The sequence below is a fragment of the Sediminibacterium sp. FW305-C-269 genome (assembly GCF_058231045.1).
Window position 1 is genome coordinate 159,882 of sequence record NZ_JBIQXQ010000002.1, and the last position, 23,881, is coordinate 183,762.

Below are 23,881 nucleotides of genomic sequence, written 5' to 3' on the forward strand. Positions count from 1 at the left end.
TTTTCAAATTTTCAAATTCACCAATTCTCAAATTGCCATGTCTTCTCCTATTACCCAATTGTTCCATATTCAATACCCCATTGTTCAGGCAGGCATGATCTGGGCCAGTGGCTGGAAGCTGGCAAGTGCCGTGAGTAATGCAGGTGGCCTGGGACTGATCGGTGCGGGCAGTATGTACCCGCCGGTATTGCGCGAACATATCCGACAGTGTAAGGTGGCCACAGATAAACCTTTTGGAGTGAATATCCCGCTGATGTATCCCGACATCAAAGAGCTCATCGATATCATCGTGGAAGAAAAAGTGCCGGTGGTGTTCACCAGTGCGGGTAATCCCAAAACCTGGACAGGTTACCTGAAAGAAAAAGGCATTACGGTAGTGCATGTGGTCAGCAGCAGCAAGTTTGCCAAAAAAGCGCAGGAAGCAGGTTGCGATGCTGTAGTAGCCGAAGGTTTTGAAGCGGGTGGGCATAACGGAAGAGAAGAGACCACCACCCTGGTATTGATCCCCGTGGTGCGCGAAGCGGTCACCATACCCGTGATCGCTGCAGGCGGTATTGCCACGGGCAGACAAATGCTGGCTGCAATGGTACTGGGTGCGGATGGTGTGCAGATCGGAAGCCGGTTTATCTGTACACCCGAAGCCTCCTCGCATATCGCTTTTAAAGAGGCCGTGGTAAAAGCGGAGGAAGGTGATACACAGCTGAGCCTGAAAAAACTGATGCCGGTGCGTTTGCTCAAGAACCGTTTTTTTGAAGAAGTAAAAGAAGCGGAATTACGTGGTGCGTCCGAAGAAGAATTACAACATATCCTCGGCCGTGCCCGCGCCAAACGCGGTATGTTCGAAGGTGACCTGGAAGAAGGTGAACTGGAAGTGGGCCAGGTAAGTGCATTGATCAAGAACATCAAACCCGCCGGAGAGATCGTCCAGGAGATCTGGAATGAATATGTGGAAGCTGTGGAGCTGCTGAAGAAGCGTGAGGGGTGAGTGGTCAGTGGTGAGTAGGAAGTTAGCAATTGTGAATGGTCAATGGGTAATAGCGCAAATTCACAATTCACAATTGCCTATTGCCTCACTACTCACTACTGACCACTCACCATCAATCCGCCTGCGGCAATCCCATCGCTTCCCATTCTTCTTTCGAGGGGCCGTATATGCCCGGTACTTTCAATCCAGCAAGTCGCATGAGCACCGTAAGCTGTCCGCGGTGGTGGATCTGGTGTGTCACGGTTACCCAGAGCGAAAATCCTTTTTTCCAGGTCTGTCCATACATCTGGGTCTCTTCCTGTAAAGTAGCATCCGTTCCGGATAACACGGCTTGTTTGACTGCCTCTATCGCTTTTTTGTAGGCTGCGGTCATTTCTGCTACTGTGTGGTATTGTGTATTTGCGTAACCGCTGACCGGGAACCCGGCTTCATGCGGAATACCGGCTGCGCAGTTGATGATATGGTTGGCGAGTCGATCGATAGAGCGGTGGTCATGAACCAGGTCCCGGGTCAAACTTTCGTCTGTCAGTTTTTCCAGACAGGAAAGGGTGGCGGTAGACTCGGACTCCCACACGCCGATAAAATGTTGAATGGAACTGAACATAGGATTGTTTTATTTGTGAATATAAATGCCATCTGCCTGCGAGATGGATGAGACCGTAAGTTCATTAATACATACATTCTCAGGTAAGGAAGCGCAATAGAGGGCGATATCCGCTATGTCTCCCGCATATAATGGCGTAAAGCCGTCGTATACCTGTTTGGCTTTGGTTTCATCTCCTTTGAATCGCACCATGGAAAATTCTGTCTCTGCAGCTCCGGGATGGATAGCGGTGACTTTGATGCGGTGTGGTAACAGGTCAATGCGCATGGCTTTGCTCAATGCATCCACTGCGTGTTTGCTGGCGCAGTAACCATTTCCTTCTTTGTATACCAGTTTGGCAGCCACGGAACCCATGTTGATGATATGTCCTTTCTTGCGGGCAGTCATTACGGGTAATACGGCTTTGGTCACGTACATCATACCTTTTACATTGGTATCGATCATCGTATCCCAGTCATCCAGGTTGGCATTCTCAAAACTGTCGCGACCCAGCGCCAGTCCGGCATTGTTCACCAGGATATCGATATTTTTCCAGGCTTCGGGTAAACTGTTGATGGCGGCAAAAACAGCTTGCCGGTCCTGCACGTCAAACACCAGTGACGTGGCCTGTACCTTATATTGATTCTGCAACTGATCGACCAGTGCGTTTAGTCTGTCTGCCCTTCTGCCGGTTACGATACAGTTCCATCCTGCTGCTGCAAATTTTTCTGCAATGGCTTTACCGAAGCCCGATGTGGCGCCGGTGATTAAAATGATCTTATCCATAGAATGTAAAGTGGTGAGGGGCAAAATTACGGTAACAGGATTGTCTGTAAAGAACAAAGCGCAAAAAGATATACCCCTGTTATTACCTGATCAGTACAACAGTTCCTTTCCTGAATATTGCGTTGCCCTGGTAATCGGTCCCCGATGCCTGGTACACATACGTGCCGCTGGCCTGTGCCACGCCGCTGAAATTTCCATCCCAGCCTTTGTTCTCTTCCGAAGTGCTGAACACCAGCTGCCCCCAGCGGTTGTAGATATTGAAGTAATGGAATTTGCTGATACCGAACAGTGCGGGTCGTATCACATCGTTGCGGCCATCGGCATTGGGCGTGAAAGCGGAAGGCACCAGAATATCCGGGCCATTGCGGAATATGCGTACCAATACCTGGTCCTCTGCATAACAGGCGCCGTTGCTGACCCTTACGGTATAACGGATGGAATCGGTTTTGTTATCGAACATAGCTACCGGGTTGGCGATGGATGGATCACTTAAAAAATCGGAGGGTGTCCATTGGTAAGCGGTTCCTCCGCTGGCATTCATTTGTAAGGGTTGGGTAGGCACGGCAAAAGTGTCTTTTCCGGCAAATGCCTGTACAGGGGGTATTACGGTAATCAGTATGGTGTCTTTTACCGGTTTGGGACAGCCAATGGTATCCGTTGCCGTTAGGATATAGGCGGTGGTGCGTGTGGGACCGGCTACTGGTGTTAATGTGTTTTCATTCACCAGGCTGTTGGTGGGACTCCATGAGAATTGCGATCCCACTATGGATCCGTTCAACTGCACACGTGTTCCGTAACAGATGGTCATATCTGCCCCTGCACCCGCATTGGGATAAGGCGCTACCCGAACCAGCACAGAATCCCTTGCCTGGCATTTGCCAAGATTGGCCAGCACATAGTATCTGGTGTTGACCAAGGGCTGCACCAGCGGGTACTTGGTGTTCTGTATGGGCACGCCGGTAGAACTGGTCCATTGATAACTCAATGCATAACTGACAGGCCGCAGCCGGATAGTGTCCGTTCGGCAAATGCCCGTATCTACCCCGGCTTTTACGGAAATAAAGGGCAATACATTCACGGTTACCGAATCGGAATTGATACAACCATTGTCATTTACAGAAACATAATACCGGGTGGTATCTGTTGGGAACACCAATGGCGAATTGCTGTTGCGGTTGAGTATACGGCTGCTGTTAGGTCCTGCTGAAGGCGTCCAGACAATGGTGCCACTGGAAATGTTCACTTTCAGCGGCAGCGTATCGATACTGCAGATCAGGGTATCGCGGAAAGGTAAATTGAGTGAGGGTTTATCAAGAATATTGACCGTGCTGCTGACCGTATCAATGCATCCTACACTATTGGATACAATCAGTCGTACCTGTGCCGATGTAGCCGATGCATATTTCCATGCGGTGTCTTTGCTTCGTGCGGTATCGGCCAGTGTGGTCAGGTCGCCCAGATCCCATAATCGGGTGGTGATGCTGCCGTATTTGGTGCGGGACGTATCGGAGAACAGGTAGTTATTGAGGTAGCAGGTACCGGTAACGGTAAAACCCGGTTGAAACCCCGGGTATACTTTCACCAGCGCCGTGGTGGAATCCTGGCAACCACCTAGCGCTGTTACTTTCAGTTTAACAGTATATGTGCCGCTGTCTTTACCGCTTTTGAGATAATCGTATACCGGTGTAGGACTGGTAGAGGTATCGGTAGTGATGCCCGGCACCCCAAAATCCCATAAATAGGAATCGATATTAGAACTGGTAGACTCATTCTGGAACGACAGTGTAGTGCCATTGCAGGTAACATAGGTTGGTTTTAACTGGGCGCCCGTGATAGTACAGTCGTTGATGCTGATCTGGAAGTCCTTCCGGTGTTCCGATATCTTGATCCCATTCCGGTATTCTTCCACCAATACGGCGATCAGGTATACGCCGGTGGTAGCGGGAGCCATACCGGTCACCAGCCCTGTTCTGGGGTTGATGGTAATGCCTGAATCCAACGGCAGGTTTGGAGAATAACTGCCCAGGTAATTCACAGGATTATACGGCGGCGTATCTGCGTTGATAGGGATAGGACGGCTAACACTTGCACCAGAATAACCGGGAATGAATTTGTACACAAGCGAATCATTGTCCGGATCGATGGCCGAAAAGTCGATGGCGATGGGGGAGCTTCTGCAGACCAGAATGGTATCCCGTTTATTGAATACGGCATTCGAATTATTGGGAGCGAATGGGTTCTCTGTCGATCCCGGTATCTTCACCCAATAGGTGGCCCCCACGTTCGTTGAATTGATATTGACGATCTGGTCAATACGGCAACATTGGGAATGGGCCACAATATACCCTGCTGCCAGCGGATCCACTTCTATATCGGCCTCATAAGTGGCAACCGCAAACCGCACAGGTGGCCTTACGTTGAGGCAGGGGTTGTAGTAAGACAGGTTCATATACTCATAATTCACCCGGTTGGCAGGCACGGTGGTCACCAGCAGGTTATTATCGCCACGGAAAACAGAAACGGGGTACGACATTCCCAGGGAGGCAACGCCGGCCCCGGATACAGTGGTGTCTTTGTACAACAGCAAAGTGATCTTGTAGGCAAGTTTACCCGCATTGGTGGTTCCCTTGTAGGTATAATAGATCTCACCGCCAGTAATGTGTTTGCCGTAACCGGCCAACACACAAAATAGGAAAGCGATGGTATAGATAAACTTTCTCATTATGTTATACACTCATTCTTACCCTGTTACAGGTAGTTTAGGGAGACTTCTCTTAGCTGGTTTCTATAAAATGTGAATGTACTATTTGTAACGGTTGTCACGCCGGTTTTACCTCGTTTTTAACGGAGAAACAACATCTTACAAGAGTGGAAAACAGTCGAACCTGCTGCTTAACCCTTGTTTCTTGTTCCTTCTTTCCTTTTACTCAAACCGTACTTTGTTCGCTTCCGCTTCGCCTTTTCTTCGCTCCGCGGCCAGCAAATCAGTGAAAAAGGCGAAGAAAGGGCGAACAAAGGGTAGTAAACAGGTATAGCGGGGGCGAAGGAATAACGAAGTAATAACGAATCAAGAACGAAGAGACAACGGAAAAAGCTTTACATGTCTTGTACTGAAAAAACTTTACAGGAGAAGGGTTAAATACTGCCAGAGCTTTACAGTATTTCACAATAGTACTGATTTAGCTTTACAGGGATGTTTTATTCCGTTTTTTGGGAAGTGTTGGGTGGAAGGGGAGAACAGAGGAACAGGGAACAAGGAACAGGGAACAGACGAAGAAAAGAATGAATATTGAACCTGCTTGACGGCAGACAGGCAAGGAATGTTGAAGTAGTGTTTGGGGTTATCTCTGCGTACACTCCCCGCTCTCTGTGGCTCTGCGGTGAAAAGGAAAATGAGTAGCCGGCTGTTGGATTTCTGAGCCGGTTTCTGTAATTTGACCATAGTTAACGAAGCTGTAAAGACAAGGCTGCGACAGGATATTCAAAAAGAGGTAAAACAAGGAGTAGTCTGTTGTTGTCAATAAGAATAACAAACACCGAGGGATCATCAATCACCCAACCTATGAGAAAAATCATTTCATTCATGCACCTCTCCCTTGATGGTCTTGTGGCCGGTCCGAACGGAGAAATGGACTGGATCACTGTTGACCAGGAGATCTTCGATCATGTTGGCAAGCGGATCAGCGAAAGCGATACTGCCTTATACGGCCGGGTAACTTACCAGATGATGGAAAATTACTGGCCCACCGCAGGTGATCAACCCAATGCATCCAAACACGATATAGAACATGCCCAATGGTATCAACAGGCGCACAAGATCGTTCTGTCTAAAAGCCTGAAAGGCACTACTCTGCCCAATACAACCATCATCAGCGACAACCTTGCAGACAGGATACAGGAGATCAAACAGTCTTCACAGGGTGATCATAAGGAGATCCTGCTTTTCGGTAGCCCCTCAGCCACCCATTCCCTGATGCAACAGGATCTGCTCGACGGCTACTGGCTATTTATCAATCCTATTATTCTTGGGCAGGGTATCCCTTTGTTCGATGGCATCAAAGACAAAACAAAACTGAACCTTGTTTCAACGAAGCAATTTACAAGTGGGGTGGTTGCGTTGAGTTATGTGGTGAGGTGAACAGAAGAATGAATACTGAATATTGAACAAGGAATGTTGAATGATGAAGGGTGTGAAGAACAGATGAACAGATGAGCAAGGAACAGACGAAGGAAGCATGAATCGTGAATATTGAGCAAGGAATTTTGAATGAAGAAGTTGGATCAGGAATATCTCTGCGTAAACTCCCCGTTCTCTCCGGCTCTGCGGTGAAGAAACCGTGAGCCTGCCTGGCAGTTTGCGGATCATCTGATCAGGACGATGGTTCCTTTCCGGAAGAGGATCTTGCCTGTGTAATCAATACCCTCGGTTGCAAAAACATAAGTATTGGCGGGCTGGGCAGTGCCATTGTATATACCATCCCATCCTTTACCGAGTTCGGTTGTAGTGAAGAGCAGTTGTCCCCAGCGGTTGTAGATCCTGAAATACCGTAGTTGTGATATACCAACGGTCAGCGGCCGCAGAAGATCATTCTTACCATCTCCATTTGGCGTAAAAGCAGAAGGTACGAGTATATCAGCACCCGTTTTGTAGACCCTGACCAATACATCATCATCTGCGAAACAGCCTGCATCATCCGATGCCCTTACCCGATAACGGATCGAATCAATGGCGGCATCCAGTATAGCGATCGGTGTGGCGATGGATGGGTCGCTTAATCCATATTCAGGACTCCAGTTATAGCGGAGTCCGCCGGTAGCTCTTAGCTGCAGGGGCTGGTTGGGCAGCACGGCCGTATCATTTCCGGCATTGGCGATGACAGGAGGTGATACCCGTATCAACAGTGTATCGGTGATCACTTTACGACAACCCAGTGTATCGGTGACCTGCAACACATAATTGGTGGAGCGTGGAGGACCGGCAATGGGCGATAGGCTGTTGGGATTGATCAGCGAGCTGGCAGGCGTCCAGCTAACGGAGGATCCTGTGACGGTTCCGTGTAGTTGTATACGCGCACCGAAACAGATCGCAGTATCGGCACCGGCATTGGCTACCGGATAGGGAACCGTTTTAATTTCTATGGTATCGCGGTCCTGGCATTTGCCGAGATTGGCTGTTACATAATAGCTGGTATTGCCCAGGGGTTGCACCACAGGGTATTTTATATTGCTGATGGGCTTGCCTGCGGAGCTGCTCCATTGGTAATTGAGCGCCTGGCTGACCGGTCGCAACTGTACGCTGTCGGTGGCGCAGATCACGGTGTCCCTGCCCAGTGTTACTTTGATAAAAGGCAAAACATTTACTGTTACAGTATCGCTGTTGACACAACCATTATCACTGACGGTCACAATATATTTTGTGGTGTCTTTCGGGAATACCAGTGGTCTTGCTGTATTAGGAAATAAAATATTACGGTTGGGCAGCCAGGTAAATGTGCCGCTATTCAGTACGGGAATGGCCAGCGTATCAATATTGCAGATCAGCGTGTCTTTGAAAGGAAGTTGCAGTATGGGTTTGTCGGCGATCGTGATGGTCTTGCCAAGGGTGTCGATGCAGCCTCTGCTGTCGCTCACTATAAGACTGATGTCTTTGGTCGAACTGGTCTTGTATTTGTACGAAGGATTTTTTTGGGTGGAGCTGTCCGCATCATTGGTTTCATCGCCGAAGTTCCAGCGCCAGCTGTTCACGGTTCCGTATTTTGAACGGGTTAGGTCGTTGAACTGGTAGGGATTCAGTACACAACTGCCTACTACCTGCCAATCCGGTTTAAAACCCGGATACACCAGCACTTCTGTACTATCGCTTCCAATACAACCCTGTGGCCCCGTTACGGTGAGGCGGGCGATATAACGACCGGTATCCGCGTAAGGATAATTCACCATGGGATTACTGGAACTGTTGGTGGTATTGTCGCCAAAGGTCCATAGATAGGATGTGATGGAACTGGAGGTCGACTGGTTCTCAAAATGCACCACGGAGTCTTTGCATTGGATGATCCTGTCGGGCAGGATAGCTTCAATGAAATCGCAGTTCTGTACTTTCAGAATAAAGTCTTTCCGGTGCTGGCTGATGGCTGCGCCTTTTCTCCATTCCGTAACACAGACATTCACCACATACTGTCCTTCCGGCGGTGCAATACCATTGATGATACCGGTGCCAGGATCGATGGTAACGCTGCTGCCCAGCGGTGCAGAACCGGAATAGGGTGCTGCATAGGGTAGCGGAAACAGCGTGAGAGTGCGGTTGGGTGCTGTATTATTGGCACCACTGGGCGCTGTATAGGCTTCGCAGAAGGTATAAGAAAGTGAATCACCATCCGGATCCGTTGCACCAAAATCGAGGGTGAATTTTTTTGTGGCGCAGACCAGTGCGGTATCGCGTATGTTGAATTGCGGACTGTTGTTATGACCGGAGGGTAATGTTGCGGTACCAGGTATACGGGTTACATAATTACTGCCCACATTCCGATCCACAGAAAGATTTGAAATATAATCTATGCGGCAGCAGCCGGTCCTGGATAGTGTATAACCTGCCGTATTATCCGGTAATATAACGGTGTTGGAATAGATACCTATTTCGTAACAGACGTTCACACTGCCTACCAGGCAGGGGAAATTGCCGGTGTTCAGCGATATGACCCTGATAGGCCCTGCGAGTGGAAGGGGCAATGATACGGTCAGTGCATTGTTATCGTTTGAAAAAATACCTACGGTTACATTCTCCACCTGCAGCAAAGGACCGGAAGAAGCACAGTCCCTGAACAGGCGCAGTGTGATCCGGTACTGGCTATTGCCCCCACCTGCATCGCCGAGGTATTCATAGAACAATTCACCTCCGGCTACATGCCGGGCAAGAGCAGGCAGAAAAGAAACGGCGAATAACGATATGAAGAAGAACTTCTTCATATATTCCGTAAAAGGGTTAAGGATGGATAAATGCCAGCAGCAATTGGTTCAGTGTGTCCGGCGCTTCCCACATACCCATATGCCCACAATCCGGCAGTATATGAATATATGAAATATCGGGCAGTGAAACCTGTTTCAACACGTCATCCATCGGTGCGGCCATGTCTTCGGTGCCCATTACGAATAGAACGGGTAAGCGGTTGCTTTTTAGTACCTGGCAGCGATCGGGCCTTTGTATCATAGCCTGGTAATATTGCTGCAGGACCTCTGCAGTAAAGCCGGCAGCTGCATCGATCAGCTGGCTGATTTTTTCGGGATGTTTTTCTTTGAAGGATTTCCCAAACAAATTGGGTATCGTGTTCTTCAGAAAAGCTGCTGCACCATACCGGCCAATGGTTTCAATGGCTTTGGTCCGCATCTGTTTTTTCTCTTCACTATCCGCAAAGGCCGTGGAGTGCACCAGCCCGAAACTTGTTAACCTCTCAGGATATTTTTCGGCAAATGCCAGGGTGATGTAGCCGCCCATGCTATGCCCCAATAGGAGGCAATGGTTGATCTGCTCTGCCTGTAAAATAGCATTTACCACATCTGCATAATCATCGATCGACACATAATCCCGCTCTCCGGGAACAGCAAGATTGGCCAACTGCAGCAGCGCAGAATTTCCAGAGCCCGGAATATCAGGAACAATGAGCTGGCAATGGTTCTCCAGAAAAGCCACTTGTTCATCCCAGATACGACTATCTTCCCCAAAACCATGCAGTAATACCACAGCCGTTCCGCTGCCATGTACGGAGTAGGATATATGGGAATCGTGATAAGAAATTGATCTGCGCATACCAGTTTTTTAGACGTAAGAGATGGGATACACCGTTTATCGTTTTCTCAGCTGCACACTGCGTGCCAGTAACAGCAGTATGATGGGTAAGAAACCGATATTCAGTTCCTGCGGCAGCCAGAACCAAGCCAGTAGGGTCAACAATAACAACAGTGCATATACGGTCATGTATTTCCGGAACCAGCCGGGTCTTTTCCAAACGACGAATGCGGCCAGCACATTCAGCGGCATGGCCCATAACAGGTTGTAATTGGCGGTACAGGCCGAATGATCGGTACCCAGCCACATGAACAACAATAGACAGCCGATCAGTCCTGTGCCCAGGAACAGGATGAAATCAAATAGGGTGCTCAGCTTTACAGCGATCTTATTTTTAAGGAAGGATAGTCCTCCGAGTATCACCGCCAGCACACTGAACAGGAGCAGGGGGGTATCGCGGAAGGGTTCCGGTTGGGCTGTTCCCCGGTTGATCAGGATTTTTTCGCCCAGCACGGGATGGTCTTTACTGCGCACCGAACTGTCAATCCCCTTCATCAGGTAATCCGGTAAGAACATGGATTCGGCGATACCTGCTTTTTTGTCGATAGGACTGCCCAGTACCAGGTCGATCCCGAATTTACTCCAGGCCTGGTTTCCCTTGTCCAGATACTCGTGCAGCATATCGCGGAAACTGGTTCCGTGTGGTACCAACTGCCGATCAGCTTGCAGACCACCGTATTTCATGATGATATCGCGCACCCTGGAAGTGCAGTTGTTATAGAGGAAATCGTATTTGTAATAACGGGCCGCACCTGCCAATGTCTCATTCAGCGCCTGCTGGATGGCTTTTTTGGCCTGATCGCTGAGGGCCAGTACCTGTTCATGCACATCGCGGTTTTCCGACCGGTACTCGTACATGAAATCCGGCAGGGAAGCGATCGATAAAAAATAATCCAGTTTACCCCGGGTGAACTTGCTGTAAAAGTCCGGGTCGTTGAAATCGAATGTGCCGTAGTTGTAAACGATATCTGTATGTTGTATGCTGTCTACCACACGGATGGCGGTATGGCCGAAAGTGGAATAGAGTTCTTGTCCCGGAGCACAGGTAAGTACGCTAATGCGTAATCCCGAATGGTTATCCTGTGCGTTACCATGTAAGAAGCACAACAATAGGAGTATGCCGAAAATGGTGTTTTTTTTCACCGGCTATTTTTCGGAAAGGTACTTCATTTGTTGGTCTTTGGCTGTTGGTCTTTGGTCTCCCGCAGAGCGGGATCTTCGCTTCGCTACGATTTGGTTGAGTTGGAGTAGCTGAGAGAGCAGTTTATTGATTGGTAAGCCAGGTTTGGCGGTTGGCGTATTGGCTTTTGATTTTTTTACGCCTGTCTGTGGTATGCAGTTGAGTAACCTTCCAGCACCCAGCACCCAGCATCCAGCATCCAGCATCCAGCATCCAGCATCCAGTATCCAGCACCCAGCATCCACCACTCACTTCCTGCTGTAGTTCGGCGCTTCTTTGGTGATATCGATATCGTGTGCATGGCTTTCTTTCATACCGGCGTTGGTGATCTTTACAAAAGTGGCCTGTTGCAGGGCTTTGATGTCTTTGGCGCCGCAGTAACCCATACCGGAACGTAAACCACCTACATACTGGTACACGATCTCGTGCAGGAATCCTTTGTATGCCACACGACCTTCGATGCCTTCGGGAACATATTTTTTGATATCTGCTTCTACGTCCTGGAAGTAGCGGTCACCGCTGCCCTGGCTCATGGCGCCCAGGCTGCCCATGCCGCGGTATTCCTTGAACTTACGGCCTTCGTAGATAATAGTGTCGCCCGGACTTTCTTCCACGCCTGCGAACACACTACCCATCATCACCACATTGGCGCCTGCGGCCAGTGCTTTTACCATATCACCGGTATAGCGGATACCGCCATCGGCGATCACCGGTATGTTCTTTCCCTTCAGTGCATTGCTGGCTTCCATGATGGCTGTGAGCTGTGGTACACCTGCACCGGCAACGATGCGGGTGGTACAGATGGAGCCCGGACCGATACCCACTTTCACGCAATCAGCGCCGGCATCGGCCAGTGCTTTGGCACCGGCGGCAGTGCCTACGTTACCGGCAATGATCTGCAGGTTCTTGAAGTTCTTGCGTAAGGCTTTCAAGGCCTGTATCACCCCTTTGCTGTGTCCGTGTGCACTATCCAGGGTAACCACATCCACCCCTACGAACTGCAGGGCCGAAGCGCGGTCCATCAGGTCCTGTGTAATACCGAGTGCCGCACCTACCAGTAATCTTCCGATACCATCTTTCACCGCGTTTGGGTAATTGCGCAGTTGCAGGATATCGCGATAGGTGATGAGGCCGATGAGTTTTCCCTGGCGGTTCACCACGGGTAATTTCTCGATCTTGTATTGGCGTAATATTTTTTCCGCTTTTTTGAGGTCGGTTCCTTCGGGGGCAGTGATGAGGTTCTCCTTGGTCATCACTTCCTTCACTTTCCGTTTCTTGTCCGTTTCAAAACGGAGGTCGCGATTGGTGAGGATACCTACCAGTTTTTGCCCGGCATCCACAATGGGGATCCCGCCGATCTTGTTATCCTTCATCAGTTTCAGTGCGTCACCGATGGTGGCATCTACCAGCAGGGTAATGGGGTCAACGATCATACCGCTCTCGCTGCGTTTCACCTTACGTACCTGCTCGGCCTGGCGTTCAATACTCATGTTCTTGTGCAGGATACCCAAACCACCCTCACGTGCCAGGGCAATGGCCAGGTTGGCTTCTGTAACGGTGTCCATGGCTGCAGACAGCATGGGAACGTTCAGTACGATGGTTTTGGTAAGATGGGAACGGATGTCAACTTCGCGCGGTAAGATCTCGCTGAAGGCGGGCATTAACAGTACATCATCGAATGTTAGGCCTTCGCCGAATAACCTGGATTGTGCTGACTTGTTGCGGGGAGGAGTATTTCTTGTTGCCATGTGCAAAGATAGCGCAGCAGGCAAATTCGCTCCAAAACTTTTTCGTACAGCCCTATAACCGCCTGTAACTGTACGGGTTTGCGATATATATTCCTTCTTTCCTTCTCCGAAGGGTCTCCCCAGCGGGGCCCCTTCGCTTAGAAGGAATCGTTTGTATGCATTTATCTTTTTACTTAAATGCTTAATCAATTTATAAATCCTATCCTATCCCTATCTTCCCATTTCTTTTGAGCTGCCTTTTCATCTAATAGGTTTTCCATAGCATCGTAAATACTGTTCAGTTGGACATCATGTTCCCCCAATCGATCCTTTATTTCTCTAAGCTGTTCTTTCAGATCGCTTTGCTTTAATAAAATCTTACGTATTTCAACAAAAGCCCGCATTATGGCAATGTTCATGTTTATTGCCTTGTCGCTGTTTAAAATACCGCTTAGCATGGCAACACCCTGTTCAGTAAAAGCATAGGGTGTAACGCTTGTATTTCGTTTGCTTTGGGATGCGGTAACAGATTGTGGCCGCAAAGAAACTGTGCTTTCGGATGCGGTCACAGATTGTGACCGGATAGCCTGCCATTCAGTGAGCGTAAGTCGAAACATGAAATCGGATGGAAATCTCTTATTGTTTCGTTTTACAGCTTGGTTTAACGCCTTGGTTTCAACCTCATAAAGCTGGGCAAGGTCAAAGTCCAGCATTACTCTTTCGTTCCGAACTTCGTAAATTCTGTTTTGGATGCTTCGAATTATCTGCATATTGTTTTTTATAGGTCTAATTTTATTTTGTTGGCTGCCTCCCTTTTTCCTTCTCCGGAGGGTCTCCCCAGCGGGGGGCTCCGCTTAGAATTACAAAATACTAAATACAGGCCTCCTTTTTTAGCAATGCGAATTCTTCTGCGTACAAACCGCAATCAACCGCTGCAGGCGTGACTGCCGGAAGGCTACCTGCACAGTTCAACCTGCTATTATTATACAGGTGAACAAGGCGTATATCCTGTTATCACATATATGGAGTTGCAGGATATTGATCTTACTTAGTTTTCTGTGCTATGATAAGTGAAACAGTGGTAGAGCGGTGCTTCTAAACGAAGAGTCCCCCGCTGGGGAGACTCTTCGATGAAGGGAAGGAAGGTCTGCCCGGTACTGGCTTTGGTGTATATATTCTGCAAGCACAGGAAATGAATTGTGTTTACTTTTGGGCAATGACAAGTACCGCTCCTGCTGCTGACGCTCCTTATTTAAATTTCCAGTTCGGACTGCTCATCTTCAGTAATTTCCTGTTCAGCGCCAGTTTCAGCATGATGATACCTGAACTGCCGGGTTACCTGACCAGCCTGGGCGGGGCTGAATACAAAGGACTGATCATTTCCCTGTTTACGTTGATGGCAGGCATATCACGTCCCTTCAGCGGCAAGCTGACCGATACGGTTGGCCGTGTGCCGGTGATGATCTTTGGTTCATTGGTTTGCGTGGTGTGCAGTCTCCTGTATCCGGTGCTTACTACCGTGAGTGGCTTTTTACTGCTTCGTTTTTTCCACGGGTTCTCTACTGGCTTCAAACCCACAGCTACGTCTGCCTATGGGGCCGATGTGGTACATGCATCCAGAAGGGGTGAAGCGCTGGGCGCTTTGGCCATCGGGTATAGCCTCGGTTCCTCCATCGGTCCGCTGGCGGGCAGTTACCTGGTCATGGGGTATTCTTACAATACTATGTTCATCGTATCCGCCCTGTTTGCACTGGGTTCTGTGATCATCCTGTATAACATCAGGGAAACCCTGCCCAACCCGCAGAAGTTCTCGGTGAATATCCTGCACATCAAAAAGGATGAGATCTTCGACAATACCTCTGTGCGTCCGGCCATTACCATGTTGTTGCTTACATTCTCCATCGGGGTGGTGTTAACGCTGTCACCCGATCTGAGCGAATCAGTGGGTATGAAGAACAAAGGTTTTTTTTATGCCTGTTATACCATCGCTTCTCTGCTGATCCGTTTTGTGCTGGGCAAGGCTTCCGACAAACACGGACGCATCATTGTGCTGATCTGGTCATCGTTCACCATGGCGATCAGTATGGTAGTGCTCTCTTTTGCGCATACGGTTACCATGGTGATCATCAGCGCCAGCATACTCGGACTCAGTGTTGGTATGAACGGGCCTACCATCATGGCCTGGACCGTTGATCTCTGTAAACCCGGGAACCGGGGCAGGGCCGTTGCGTCGGTATATATTGCGCTGGAACTGGGCATCGGCAGCGGCGCCCTCATTTCAGGATGGATCTACCAGAACCGGCTGGACCGCCTTGTTTACGCGTTTTTATTACCTGGTGTACTGGCCCTTGCAGCCATGATCCTGTTACTGGCCTGGCGTAAGAAAGAGAATGAACTGCGCGAGCACCACGAAACGGTATACAGTCTTCCCGAATGAACTACGCTATTGCCGTATGTGAACTGAATCAGGCAAGCCGGAACATTTTTCCCGGAAGTGATATCACCACATTCTGCAACTCCAGTTTCAATAATACCGCTGCTACGGTACTGCTGCTTAAGCCGCTTTGCAGGTAAAGCAGGTCAAGCGGCACGGTCTCCTGTTCCAACAGGATATCGATGATCTTTTTTTCTTCACCGGTGAATTCAAGGAAGAGTTCCCGCTGTTTTTTGACAGGCGTTTTTTTCTTTTCTATCCAACCCATGGTATCCAGCAATTCTTCCGGGCTGGTATAGATGATGGCTTTGTTCTGTTTGATGAGTTGCAGACAGCCACTGCTTTTGTGGTCGCTGATCTTTCCCGGAACGGCAAACAGGTCGCGGTTGTAATTACAGGCCAGTTCAGCGGTGATCATGCTGCCGCCTTTTACAGGCGTTTCTATCACCACCGTAACATCGGCCAGTCCGGCGGCAATACGGTTTCGTTTGGGAAAATTGTGTTTGTCGGGTTCTGTGCCGCTTCTGAATTCGGTGAGCAATGCCCCGTTTACCAGCATGTCTCTTGCCAGTGTCCTGTGTTGCATGGGGTACAGGGTATCCAGTCCGTGAGCCAGTATCCCAATGGTAGGCAATTGGTTTTGTAAAGCGGCACGATGGGCAATGGCATCGATCCCGAATGCGAGACCGCTGACAACCGTTACCTGTTGGGTTTGTAAAGCGCTTACCAGTTGTTCGGTAACCTGCCGGCCATAATCGGTATGGCTTCGGGTTCCGATAATGCTGATGATACGCGGACGGTTCAGGTCGGCACTGCCTTTGTAATACAGTACGGTTGGCGGATCGTAACAATGCAGCAATCGCTGCGGATAGGCAGGGTCTGTCAGGAACAGCACCTGTATGCCGTTTTTTTCTGCGAAATCCAGTTCTTTTTCGGCTTCTGCAAAAGCGTTCCATCCTTTCACAGAGCGGGCACAGGTTTCGCCAATACCTTCTACGGCGGCGATCTCTTTTTTCTTTGCTTTGAAGACTGCCGAAGCAGATCCCAGCTGTGTTACCAGCTGGCGGGCTCTCACAACGCCCAGATCGGGTACCAGGGTAAGCGCCACCTGGTACAGGGTTTCTTCCTGCATGGGAAAGATTTTTTTCCAAGCTCTGCAAAAAGATCAGTATCTCCGTTAGGTATTTATACGCTATAATCCTGTTATAGTAAACGTAGTTCTCCGGTTCTGCGCCCTTCCGGATTCGGTTAGGTTGTCGGCAATGGGTTGCGTAGCGCCGTACCCTTTGTAGCTGATCCTGCTCTCTGCAATGCCTTTGCTTACCAGGTAAGCGGCAATGGCTTTGGCACGGTTGGTAGCCAGTACCTGGTTATCTTCTGCTTTGCCTATATTATCTGTGTGTCCGCCGATTTCTATTTTCAGGCCGGGATTTTCTGTCAATACCTGTAGCAAACGGTCCAGTTCAATGAATGCGTCCTGTGGCAATTCGAATGAGTTGGTGGCGAATTGGATATTCCGGAACGTGCTGACCACATTCAACGCTACGGGTTGCAGGTAAATATCTTTCCGGTATACGCTGTCGGCTTCCTTGTTTTGTAAGGCATATAACTCGCTGTAAAAAAGATACCCCTTGCGGTTAACGGTGAACGTATAGTTTTTTCCTGTGGGCAGTGTGATGAAATATTCACCCAGTTCATCTGTTTGCAGTTTCATCAGTGCGTGGCGGTTATTGTTATCCACCAGCTCAACAGAGGAGGGTAAGGGTTTGCCTGTTTTTGCATCCATCACTTTGCCTTTCACGTACAGGGTCCTGTAAGGCCTGATATCGGGACGCAGGTTGAATTGGTAAATGTCGAGACCGCCGCGACTGTCACTCCGGTCGCTGGCATAATAAGCGGTGAGTCCGTCAGCAGAAACTGCCAGGCTTCCTTCATTTTCGATGGTGTTGATGGGATAACCCAGGTTCTGCGGTTTGCCCCATTCGCCATCCAGGTTTTTACGGATCAAAAAAAGATCCGTACCGCCATATCCGGGTAAACCATCCGAGGTATAATACAGGGTCTGGTTGTCTGCATGGATGAAAGGCGCCTGCTCATCTCCGGCTGAGTTGATATCAGGTCCCATGTTCACGGCCGGTCCCCATTTGCCATTGGGTTGGCGATAACTTACATACAGGTCACTTCCGCCATAACCGCCCGGGCGATTGCTGATAAAGTACAGGGCCCGTTTGTCGGGGCTCAACGTAGGGCCGCTCTCATAAAAATCCGTATTGATATTGGGGCCTGCATTTTGTGGTTCGCTCCAGCCCTGTGGGGTGAAATAGGAGATATAGATATCAAAACTCCGGTGGCCCTGTGTGGAGAGATCGCCCGCAAAGATCATCCATTCACCATCCTGCGATACGGAGAGTGCACCTTTGTTGGTTTCTATATTGATATCGCCATCTATCAGTTTCCATTGACCAAATCCCTGTTTGCTCATGCGGCTTTCCACAAAATCTTCGCGGCTCCGTTGCTGCAGGCGGGTAAATACCAGCAGGCTGTCGGTGACCGTTACCGAGGGATAATATTCAGATGCGGTGGTGTTTACACTGTCGCCCAGATTCACAGGGTTGAAGTTATACGAATCGGATGCGTGTTCTTTTGCATAACGGAGGGCAAATTCATAACAGCGGATCCGGTATTGTGCGCTTTTGATGCTGCGTTCGTTCAGTTTGGGATAACGCAGGAAATGTTTCACTGCTTCCAGGGCTTCTTCAAATCTGCCCTGTCCGGCAAGGTTGATGGAATAGGGCAGGTGGTATAAAAGAAAATAAGCTGTGTCTTTGGCCCTTGCTTTCTCATACAGTTTTACCGACTGTTCGTATCTTTTCAGCTGACCCAGTGCGCCGGCAAGTGATAGATAAGCATCTACAAAATTGCTGTCTTCTTTGATGGATTGCATGAGTACGGGAACGGCTTCGCGTATTTGCCCGTCCTGTAACAGTTCCAATGCTTTCTCGTACGATTTTACGGCTTTTGCCTGTATCTTTTCCGGGTTGTATACCTGCGAAAAACCGGTTACCGCGAGCAATACCGCCCAACACAACAAGATTGTTTTCATAGTCTGAACAAGATCGTAAAAAAGTGAAACAGCGGTTTGTTAAATTTCAGCAGTCCGCATGCTGTAGTCACATTAAGGTACGTTGATGTATTTGTGAACCTGCAGGCTTAGTTCCCATTGGGGATGGGCTTTGATGTAGTCGATGATCAGCGGGGTCATTTCTGCGGCTTTGTTCCATTCGGGTTGCAGGTACAGTTTGCAGTCAGCATTTACCTGGGCAGCATAGGTTTCGGCCCATTCAAAATCATGTTTGTTGAAGATCACCACTTTCAGTTCACTGGCTTTGGGCAGGATGTCGGGCAGGGGCGCTTTGAATTTTTTGGGTGACAGGCAGATCCAATCCCATTCACCGCTCAATGGCGAAGAACCCGATGTTTCGATATTGGTTGTAAAACCTGCTTTGTGCAGCTGGCGGGTCAGTTCATCCAGGTTGTGCAGCAGTGGTTCACCCCCGGTGATCACAGCGAGGCGGCCCGGGTGCAGTTGGGCATCTGCCAGGATCTGTTCAATGGATACCTGCGGGTGTTGGGAGGCATCCCAGCTTTCCTTCACATCACACCACACACAACCCACATCGCAACCGCCCAGCCGTATAAAATAGGCGGCACGGCCCTGGTGAAAACCTTCTCCCTGGATGGTGTAGAAAGCCTCCATAACAGGTAATGAAGTTGCTGTATGCGTGTGTAGCATGGAATACAAGGTTATGGTAAGAAATTTGAAAATTTGGGAATGTGCTAATTTGAAAATGCATAGGCCCGATCAGTCCACATTTTCAAATTCTCAAATTTTCAAATTCTGCTTATATGCCTGTAAAGTGTTCTTCAATAATCCTGCAATGGTCATCAATCCTACGCCACCGGGTACGGGGGTGATGGCGGATGTTTTTGGGGCTACTTCTGCAAAAGCCACATCGCCTTTGATGCGGAACCCTTTTTTAGCGGTAGGATCGTCAACGCGGGTGATGCCTACGTCGATGACAACGGCACCATCCTTCACCATATCTGCTTTTACAAATTCGGGTCGGCCCAGAGCGGCTACGATGATATCGGCCTGCAGGCAGATATCTTTGAGGTTGGGTGTATGCGAATGGCAGATGGTTACGGTGCAGTTACCTCTTTTCTGGTTACTGCTGAGCAGGATGCTCATGGGACGCCCCACGATATTGCTGCGGCCGATGACAACAGCATGTTTGCCTTTGGTGGTGATATCGAACTGTTCCAGCATCAGCATGATGCCATAGGGTGTAGCGGGGATAAAACTGGGCAGGCCCTGCACCAGTTTACCGGCGCTGCTGGGATGAAATCCGTCTACATCTTTGGCCGGGTTGATGGCTTCGATCACTTTCTGCTCACTGATCTGTTTGGGCAGGGGTAACTGAACCAGGATACCGTCCACTTCGGGGTCTGCGTTCAGGCGGGCGATGGCATCGAGTAATTCGGCCTCGGCCACATCGGCATCCATCCGGATCAGGGTAGAGCGGAACCCTACTTCCTCGCAGTTCTTTACTTTGCTGGCCACATAGGTTTCGCTGGCACCATTGGTTCCTACCAGTATGGCCGCCAGGTGGGGAGCTCTTTTGCCTGCAGCCAGTAACTGCAGCGTTTCTTCCCGGATCTCGTTTTTAACCGCGGCGGAAGCGGTTTTTCCATCTAGTAATAACATATCTGGCACAAAATTATCTGAAATGGCCTAGTCGGAACCATTTTTTTTCCGGCCAGACCTGAAATGGGTATTTGTTAAACTCCCTGTTAGGTTGCTAATGGGTTACTTACATAACAGGCAAAATACCCGGCAAAGACAGGGCTAATACTTAGAAAATAGTATACATTTTAATAAATGATTATCATCTATTTACAAATTAATATATTACTTAATTAACAATTTTTTTTGTTTTTACGCAGCAGAAAACCGCATTATCCGGTCTACTTAGGGTTCCGGGCGTGTTAACTGATTGTAAAATCTGTTTAATTAATTTTTTTTTAACATTTTATCGCTATTGGTTATATTCGTTCACTCAAAAGTTTATCCAAAAACTAAAAACATGAAGAAAATTGTATCCACACTTGCAGTGGCATTGCTATGTTTCTCAATAGCGGTTACTGCACAGGTACGTCCGATCACGGGTACCGTAAAAGATGACCAGGGGGCCCCGGTTCCCAGCGTTTCCGTTAAAATCAAGGGTACCAATACTGCCACCGTGGGAGATGCCAATGGCTCTTTCCGTATCAGCGCTGCTGATAATGCTGTATTGGTGTTCTCCGCTGTTGGTTTTAACGAGGTAGAGCAAAAGGTTGGTAAATCCTCTGTTCTCAACATTACACTGTCTAAAACGGTGAATGAACTGGAGAACGTGGTGGTTACCGCTCAGGGTATCCGTAAAAAAAGCAAAGAAATCGGCTACTCTTATGCAAGGGTTTCTAACGAAGAGATCACCGTAGGTCGCTCTCCTCAGCTGGCCCAGGCTTTATCCGGTAAAGTATCCGGTCTGGCCGTATACAACGTAAACAACAGTGTTGATCCTTCCGTGAAAGTGGTATTACGTGGTTACCGTTCTCTGACCGGTAATAACGAAGCCCTGGTAGTAATAGATGGTATGCAAACCACGTCTACCACCCTGGCACTGATCAACCCGAACGATATCGAGAACGTATCAATCCTGAAAGGTGGTCAGGCAGCAACCCTGTACGGTTCTGCCGGTATCAACGGTGCGATCGTGATCACCACCAAAAAAGGTAGTAAGGGTAAACTGAAAGTATCATATTCCAATACCACTAACCTGGAGCAGATCAGCTTTATGCCCTGGTTCCAGACAACGTATGGTAACGGTTCTCACTATGCCGATGCTTTTGGAACTGCTGGCTGGAAACCCAATTACCTGGATCGTATGAAAGACAACTGGCGTCCTTTCGAAAACCAGCAATATGGTGATTCATATGATGGTAAAGACAGGATTGCAGGCCGTGTACTGGAAGATGGCAGCAAATTCATCATCCCTTATGCTCCGGTAGCCAATGCCCGCAGAAAAGCTTTTGATGTTGGGTTATCTACCAATAACCAGGTAAGCTTTCAGGGTGGTGATGATAACGGAACTTTCTACATGTCTGTAGAGAACAATAAGATCAGCGGTATCGTTCCTTTGGATAAAAGTGAGCGTACCGGTGTAAGACTGGGTGCTACCAGGGAATATGGTAAACTGAGTGTTGGTTTCAACGCTTCTTATGTGCAGGCCAACTACGACAAGACCTCTTCTGATTTCTATTTTGACCTGATCAACGTAGCGGCGCATATTCCTATCAACGACATGCGTGACTGGAGAAACAACAAGTTTGCCAATCCGAACGGTTTCTATGATGACTACTACAACAACCCTTATTTCAATAAGGACAATAACCGCCAGCGTTACAATGATGCGAATATCCAGGGTAACCTGGATCTGAATTACCGGGCTTTCTCATGGTTGACTGTTTCTAATAAGATCGGTGTGATGAACAATACCCGTACCGGTAAAAATACAACCGGTAAGTTCCTGTATACTGACTGGGCCAAGAACAGTGCGTATGTTCCGGCTCCATGGGATTATGCCAATGACTATGATGGTATTGACAGGGCTAATTCAGATATCTTAGGTGGTGTAAATGACTATTCAAGAACTGAGAATGTGATCAACAATGAGTTCCAGTTACAGTTTAAGAAAGACCTCGGTCAGTTCTCTAATAAGCTGATCCTCGGTTACAGTTTGTACCAGCGTAAAACCAAGTTTATCTCAGTTGGATCAGGTTCAGTTGTGGTACCTGATATCTACAATATATCAAACAGGCAGGGTGAGTTGACAGGAGAAGAATCCAATACCCTGGAGCGTAAGTACGGTTATTATGCCGACCTTACTACCAGTTACAAAGACTGGTTGATCCTGAACGGTACTTTCCGTTATGATGCCACTTCCCGCTTCTTCAAACCTGACAGACCTACCAATACCTGGTCTTACCCTTATTATGGTGTGGCTCTGTCATTCATCGCAACAGACGCGTTGCCTTCCCTGAAGAGCAATACCCTGAACTATGCGAAAATTCGTTTGAACGTGAACCGTAATGGTAACGATAACCTGCCTTTATATGGTCTTGACCTGACTTATCCTAACGGCGGTGGATTCCCTTACGGAAACATCGTGGGTCTGTCAGTGGGTGATGTATTGCCCGATGTTAACCTGAAACCTGAGTTCGTAACTTCATACGAAGCCGGTGCTGAATTGCAGTTGTTCAACAACCGCGTTAACCTGGATGTGAGTGCTTATACGCAGACATCCAAAGGCCAGGTGATCACTGTAAAAGTGCCTAACACAACCGGTTACCCTTACCTGCTGATCAATGTGGGTGAATCCAAGAACTGGGGTTATGAGGCTGACCTGAAAATCCAGATCCTGCGTGCCCGTGCACTGAAATGGGATTTCAACCTGCGTTACTCTTATAACGACAACAAAGTTATCGACCTGTATCCTGGTGTAGACCAGTTCCAATACGGTGGTTACAGCTATGCGAATACCAACGTAATCAAAGGAAGTCGTTTCCCTACGTTGAAAACAGACGGTTACACATATGCAGCTGATGGTTCTGGCAGAAGACTGGTGAACAGTGCCAGCGGTTACCCGATCCGTAACACTGCCCTGGTGGCAAGAGGTGGTACCCTGCCCCGTCACATTATGGGTCTGGGTTCAAGACTGTCATATAAGTCATTCTCTTTTGCCTTCAACTTTGAATACCGTGGTGGTAACAAGATCTACTCTGACCTGGGCAGACAAATGACCTTTACCGGTTCAGGTGGCTGGACTTCTAACCGTACCCCGCACGTATTTGAGAATGCAGCGTATGTTGATGCCAGCGGTAAACTGGTTGATAACAATGTGAATGTTCGTGAAGCTGAGTATGGTCTGTGGGTAGATAACTACCGTCTGATCTCTGAGAACTTTGTTACACCAGGATGGTTCATCAAATTAAGGGATGTAAACCTTGCCTGGAATGTACCGGCTTCTCTGATCACAAAAACAAAAGTGTTCTCTGGTGCAAGTATATCTGTATATGGAAGGAACCTGTTTACTATCAAAGACAAGGCAAACTATTTTACAGATCCTGAATTCAGCTATACAACAGGTAACGGTCAGGGTATCAACAATACCTTACAGACTCCTCCTGTTAGACAGTATGGTATTAACTTAAACCTGACATTCTAAGATCATACAACACCTTAAA

General features: G+C 48.6%; 16 protein-coding genes. 4 read left to right on the forward strand and 12 right to left on the reverse strand.

What is annotated here, in order from left to right; all coding sequences use genetic code 11:
* Positions 1–37 precede the first annotated feature (37 nt).
* On the forward strand, positions 38–985 hold the full coding sequence (locus ACH3Y6_RS06085; RefSeq protein ID WP_490834705.1) for an NAD(P)H-dependent flavin oxidoreductase: 948 nt from the start codon (positions 38–40) through the stop codon (positions 983–985).
* Positions 986–1,097: 112 nt separating this feature from the next.
* On the opposite strand, the gene ACH3Y6_RS06090 is transcribed toward ACH3Y6_RS06085, so the two are convergent.
* The 3 genes from ACH3Y6_RS06090 to ACH3Y6_RS06100 all read right to left on the reverse strand — a co-directional run bounded on the left by ACH3Y6_RS06090 (position 1,098) and on the right by ACH3Y6_RS06100 (position 5,076).
* Positions 1,098–1,589 carry a DinB family protein gene (locus ACH3Y6_RS06090; protein WP_490834706.1) on the reverse strand — a complete coding sequence of 164 codons (492 nt, stop codon included), beginning with the start codon at positions 1,587–1,589 and terminating at the stop codon, positions 1,098–1,100.
* A gap of 9 nt (positions 1,590–1,598) precedes the next feature.
* Positions 1,599–2,354, reverse strand: a complete 756-nt coding sequence (locus ACH3Y6_RS06095) for an SDR family NAD(P)-dependent oxidoreductase (RefSeq protein WP_490834707.1) — start codon at positions 2,352–2,354, stop codon at positions 1,599–1,601.
* An 82-nt stretch (positions 2,355–2,436) separates the two neighbouring features.
* Positions 2,437–5,076, reverse strand: coding sequence for a T9SS type B sorting domain-containing protein (locus tag ACH3Y6_RS06100; RefSeq protein WP_490834708.1), 2,640 nt, complete (start codon positions 5,074–5,076; stop codon positions 2,437–2,439).
* Between the two features lie 840 nt (positions 5,077–5,916).
* On the opposite strand from ACH3Y6_RS06100, the gene ACH3Y6_RS06105 reads away from it, so the two are divergent.
* Positions 5,917–6,492 carry a dihydrofolate reductase family protein gene (locus ACH3Y6_RS06105; RefSeq protein ID WP_490834709.1) on the forward strand — a complete coding sequence of 192 codons (576 nt, stop codon included), beginning with the start codon at positions 5,917–5,919 and terminating at the stop codon, positions 6,490–6,492.
* A gap of 224 nt (positions 6,493–6,716) precedes the next feature.
* Here ACH3Y6_RS06105 and ACH3Y6_RS06110 read toward each other — a convergent pair whose 3' ends face one another.
* The 5 genes from ACH3Y6_RS06110 to ACH3Y6_RS06130 all read right to left on the reverse strand — a co-directional run bounded on the left by ACH3Y6_RS06110 (position 6,717) and on the right by ACH3Y6_RS06130 (position 13,871).
* Complete coding sequence (locus tag ACH3Y6_RS06110; protein WP_490834710.1) at positions 6,717–9,317, reverse strand: PKD domain-containing protein; 2,601 nt, start codon at positions 9,315–9,317, stop codon at positions 6,717–6,719.
* A 16-nt stretch (positions 9,318–9,333) separates the two neighbouring features.
* Positions 9,334–10,155, reverse strand: coding sequence for an alpha/beta fold hydrolase (locus ACH3Y6_RS06115; RefSeq protein ID WP_490834711.1), 822 nt, complete (start codon positions 10,153–10,155; stop codon positions 9,334–9,336).
* 36 nt (positions 10,156–10,191) lie between these two features.
* Positions 10,192–11,337 carry an Lnb N-terminal periplasmic domain-containing protein gene (locus tag ACH3Y6_RS06120; RefSeq protein ID WP_490834712.1) on the reverse strand — a complete coding sequence of 382 codons (1,146 nt, stop codon included), beginning with the start codon at positions 11,335–11,337 and terminating at the stop codon, positions 10,192–10,194.
* 285 nt (positions 11,338–11,622) lie between these two features.
* Positions 11,623–13,122 carry an IMP dehydrogenase gene (guaB, locus tag ACH3Y6_RS06125; protein WP_490834713.1) on the reverse strand — a complete coding sequence of 500 codons (1,500 nt, stop codon included), beginning with the start codon at positions 13,120–13,122 and terminating at the stop codon, positions 11,623–11,625.
* Between the two features lie 185 nt (positions 13,123–13,307).
* The gene (locus ACH3Y6_RS06130) at positions 13,308–13,871 is read right to left on the reverse strand and encodes an ORF6N domain-containing protein (RefSeq protein ID WP_490834714.1); all 564 of its coding nucleotides are present in this window, start codon (positions 13,869–13,871) and stop codon (positions 13,308–13,310) included.
* Between the two features lie 446 nt (positions 13,872–14,317).
* Between ACH3Y6_RS06130 and ACH3Y6_RS06135 the strand changes: the two genes are divergently transcribed.
* Entirely contained in the window at positions 14,318–15,538 is a 1,221-nt protein-coding gene (locus tag ACH3Y6_RS06135; protein WP_490834715.1) for an MFS transporter, read from the forward strand.
* A 28-nt stretch (positions 15,539–15,566) separates the two neighbouring features.
* Here ACH3Y6_RS06135 and dprA read toward each other — a convergent pair whose 3' ends face one another.
* The 4 genes from dprA to ACH3Y6_RS06155 form a co-directional block, all read right to left on the reverse strand.
* Positions 15,567–16,667 (reverse strand): DNA-processing protein DprA, encoded by a 1,101-nt coding sequence (dprA, locus tag ACH3Y6_RS06140; RefSeq protein WP_490834716.1) that lies wholly within the window; start codon positions 16,665–16,667, stop codon positions 15,567–15,569.
* A gap of 60 nt (positions 16,668–16,727) precedes the next feature.
* The gene (locus ACH3Y6_RS06145) at positions 16,728–18,638 is read right to left on the reverse strand and encodes an OmpA family protein (protein ID WP_490834717.1); all 1,911 of its coding nucleotides are present in this window, start codon (positions 18,636–18,638) and stop codon (positions 16,728–16,730) included.
* Between the two features lie 72 nt (positions 18,639–18,710).
* Entirely contained in the window at positions 18,711–19,292 is a 582-nt protein-coding gene (locus ACH3Y6_RS06150) for a 7-carboxy-7-deazaguanine synthase QueE (protein ID WP_490834718.1), read from the reverse strand.
* A 126-nt stretch (positions 19,293–19,418) separates the two neighbouring features.
* Complete coding sequence (locus tag ACH3Y6_RS06155) at positions 19,419–20,300, reverse strand: bifunctional 5,10-methylenetetrahydrofolate dehydrogenase/5,10-methenyltetrahydrofolate cyclohydrolase (RefSeq protein WP_490834719.1); 882 nt, start codon at positions 20,298–20,300, stop codon at positions 19,419–19,421.
* A gap of 379 nt (positions 20,301–20,679) precedes the next feature.
* Between ACH3Y6_RS06155 and ACH3Y6_RS06160 the strand changes: the two genes are divergently transcribed.
* Positions 20,680–23,862 carry a SusC/RagA family TonB-linked outer membrane protein gene (locus ACH3Y6_RS06160; protein ID WP_490834720.1) on the forward strand — a complete coding sequence of 1,061 codons (3,183 nt, stop codon included), beginning with the start codon at positions 20,680–20,682 and terminating at the stop codon, positions 23,860–23,862.
* Positions 23,863–23,881 lie beyond the last annotated feature (19 nt).

Coding starts and splice junctions, on each gene's coding strand:
- ACH3Y6_RS06085 (WP_490834705.1), top strand. CDS start 38: ATGTCTTCTCCTATTACCCAATTGTTCCATATTCAATACCCCATTGTT.
- ACH3Y6_RS06090 (WP_490834706.1), bottom strand. CDS start 1,589: ATGTTCAGTTCCATTCAACATTTTATCGGCGTGTGGGAGTCCGAGTCT.
- ACH3Y6_RS06095 (WP_490834707.1), bottom strand. CDS start 2,354: ATGGATAAGATCATTTTAATCACCGGCGCCACATCGGGCTTCGGTAAA.
- ACH3Y6_RS06100 (WP_490834708.1), bottom strand. CDS start 5,076: ATGAGAAAGTTTATCTATACCATCGCTTTCCTATTTTGTGTGTTGGCC.
- ACH3Y6_RS06105 (WP_490834709.1), top strand. CDS start 5,917: ATGAGAAAAATCATTTCATTCATGCACCTCTCCCTTGATGGTCTTGTG.
- ACH3Y6_RS06110 (WP_490834710.1), bottom strand. CDS start 9,317: ATGAAGAAGTTCTTCTTCATATCGTTATTCGCCGTTTCTTTTCTGCCT.
- ACH3Y6_RS06115 (WP_490834711.1), bottom strand. CDS start 10,155: ATGCGCAGATCAATTTCTTATCACGATTCCCATATATCCTACTCCGTA.
- guaB (WP_490834713.1), bottom strand. CDS start 13,122: ATGGCAACAAGAAATACTCCTCCCCGCAACAAGTCAGCACAATCCAGG.
- ACH3Y6_RS06130 (WP_490834714.1), bottom strand. CDS start 13,871: ATGCAGATAATTCGAAGCATCCAAAACAGAATTTACGAAGTTCGGAAC.
- ACH3Y6_RS06135 (WP_490834715.1), top strand. CDS start 14,318: ATGACAAGTACCGCTCCTGCTGCTGACGCTCCTTATTTAAATTTCCAG.
- dprA (WP_490834716.1), bottom strand. CDS start 16,667: ATGCAGGAAGAAACCCTGTACCAGGTGGCGCTTACCCTGGTACCCGAT.
- ACH3Y6_RS06145 (WP_490834717.1), bottom strand. CDS start 18,638: ATGAAAACAATCTTGTTGTGTTGGGCGGTATTGCTCGCGGTAACCGGT.
- ACH3Y6_RS06150 (WP_490834718.1), bottom strand. CDS start 19,292: ATGGAGGCTTTCTACACCATCCAGGGAGAAGGTTTTCACCAGGGCCGT.
- ACH3Y6_RS06155 (WP_490834719.1), bottom strand. CDS start 20,300: ATGTTATTACTAGATGGAAAAACCGCTTCCGCCGCGGTTAAAAACGAG.
- ACH3Y6_RS06160 (WP_490834720.1), top strand. CDS start 20,680: ATGAAGAAAATTGTATCCACACTTGCAGTGGCATTGCTATGTTTCTCA.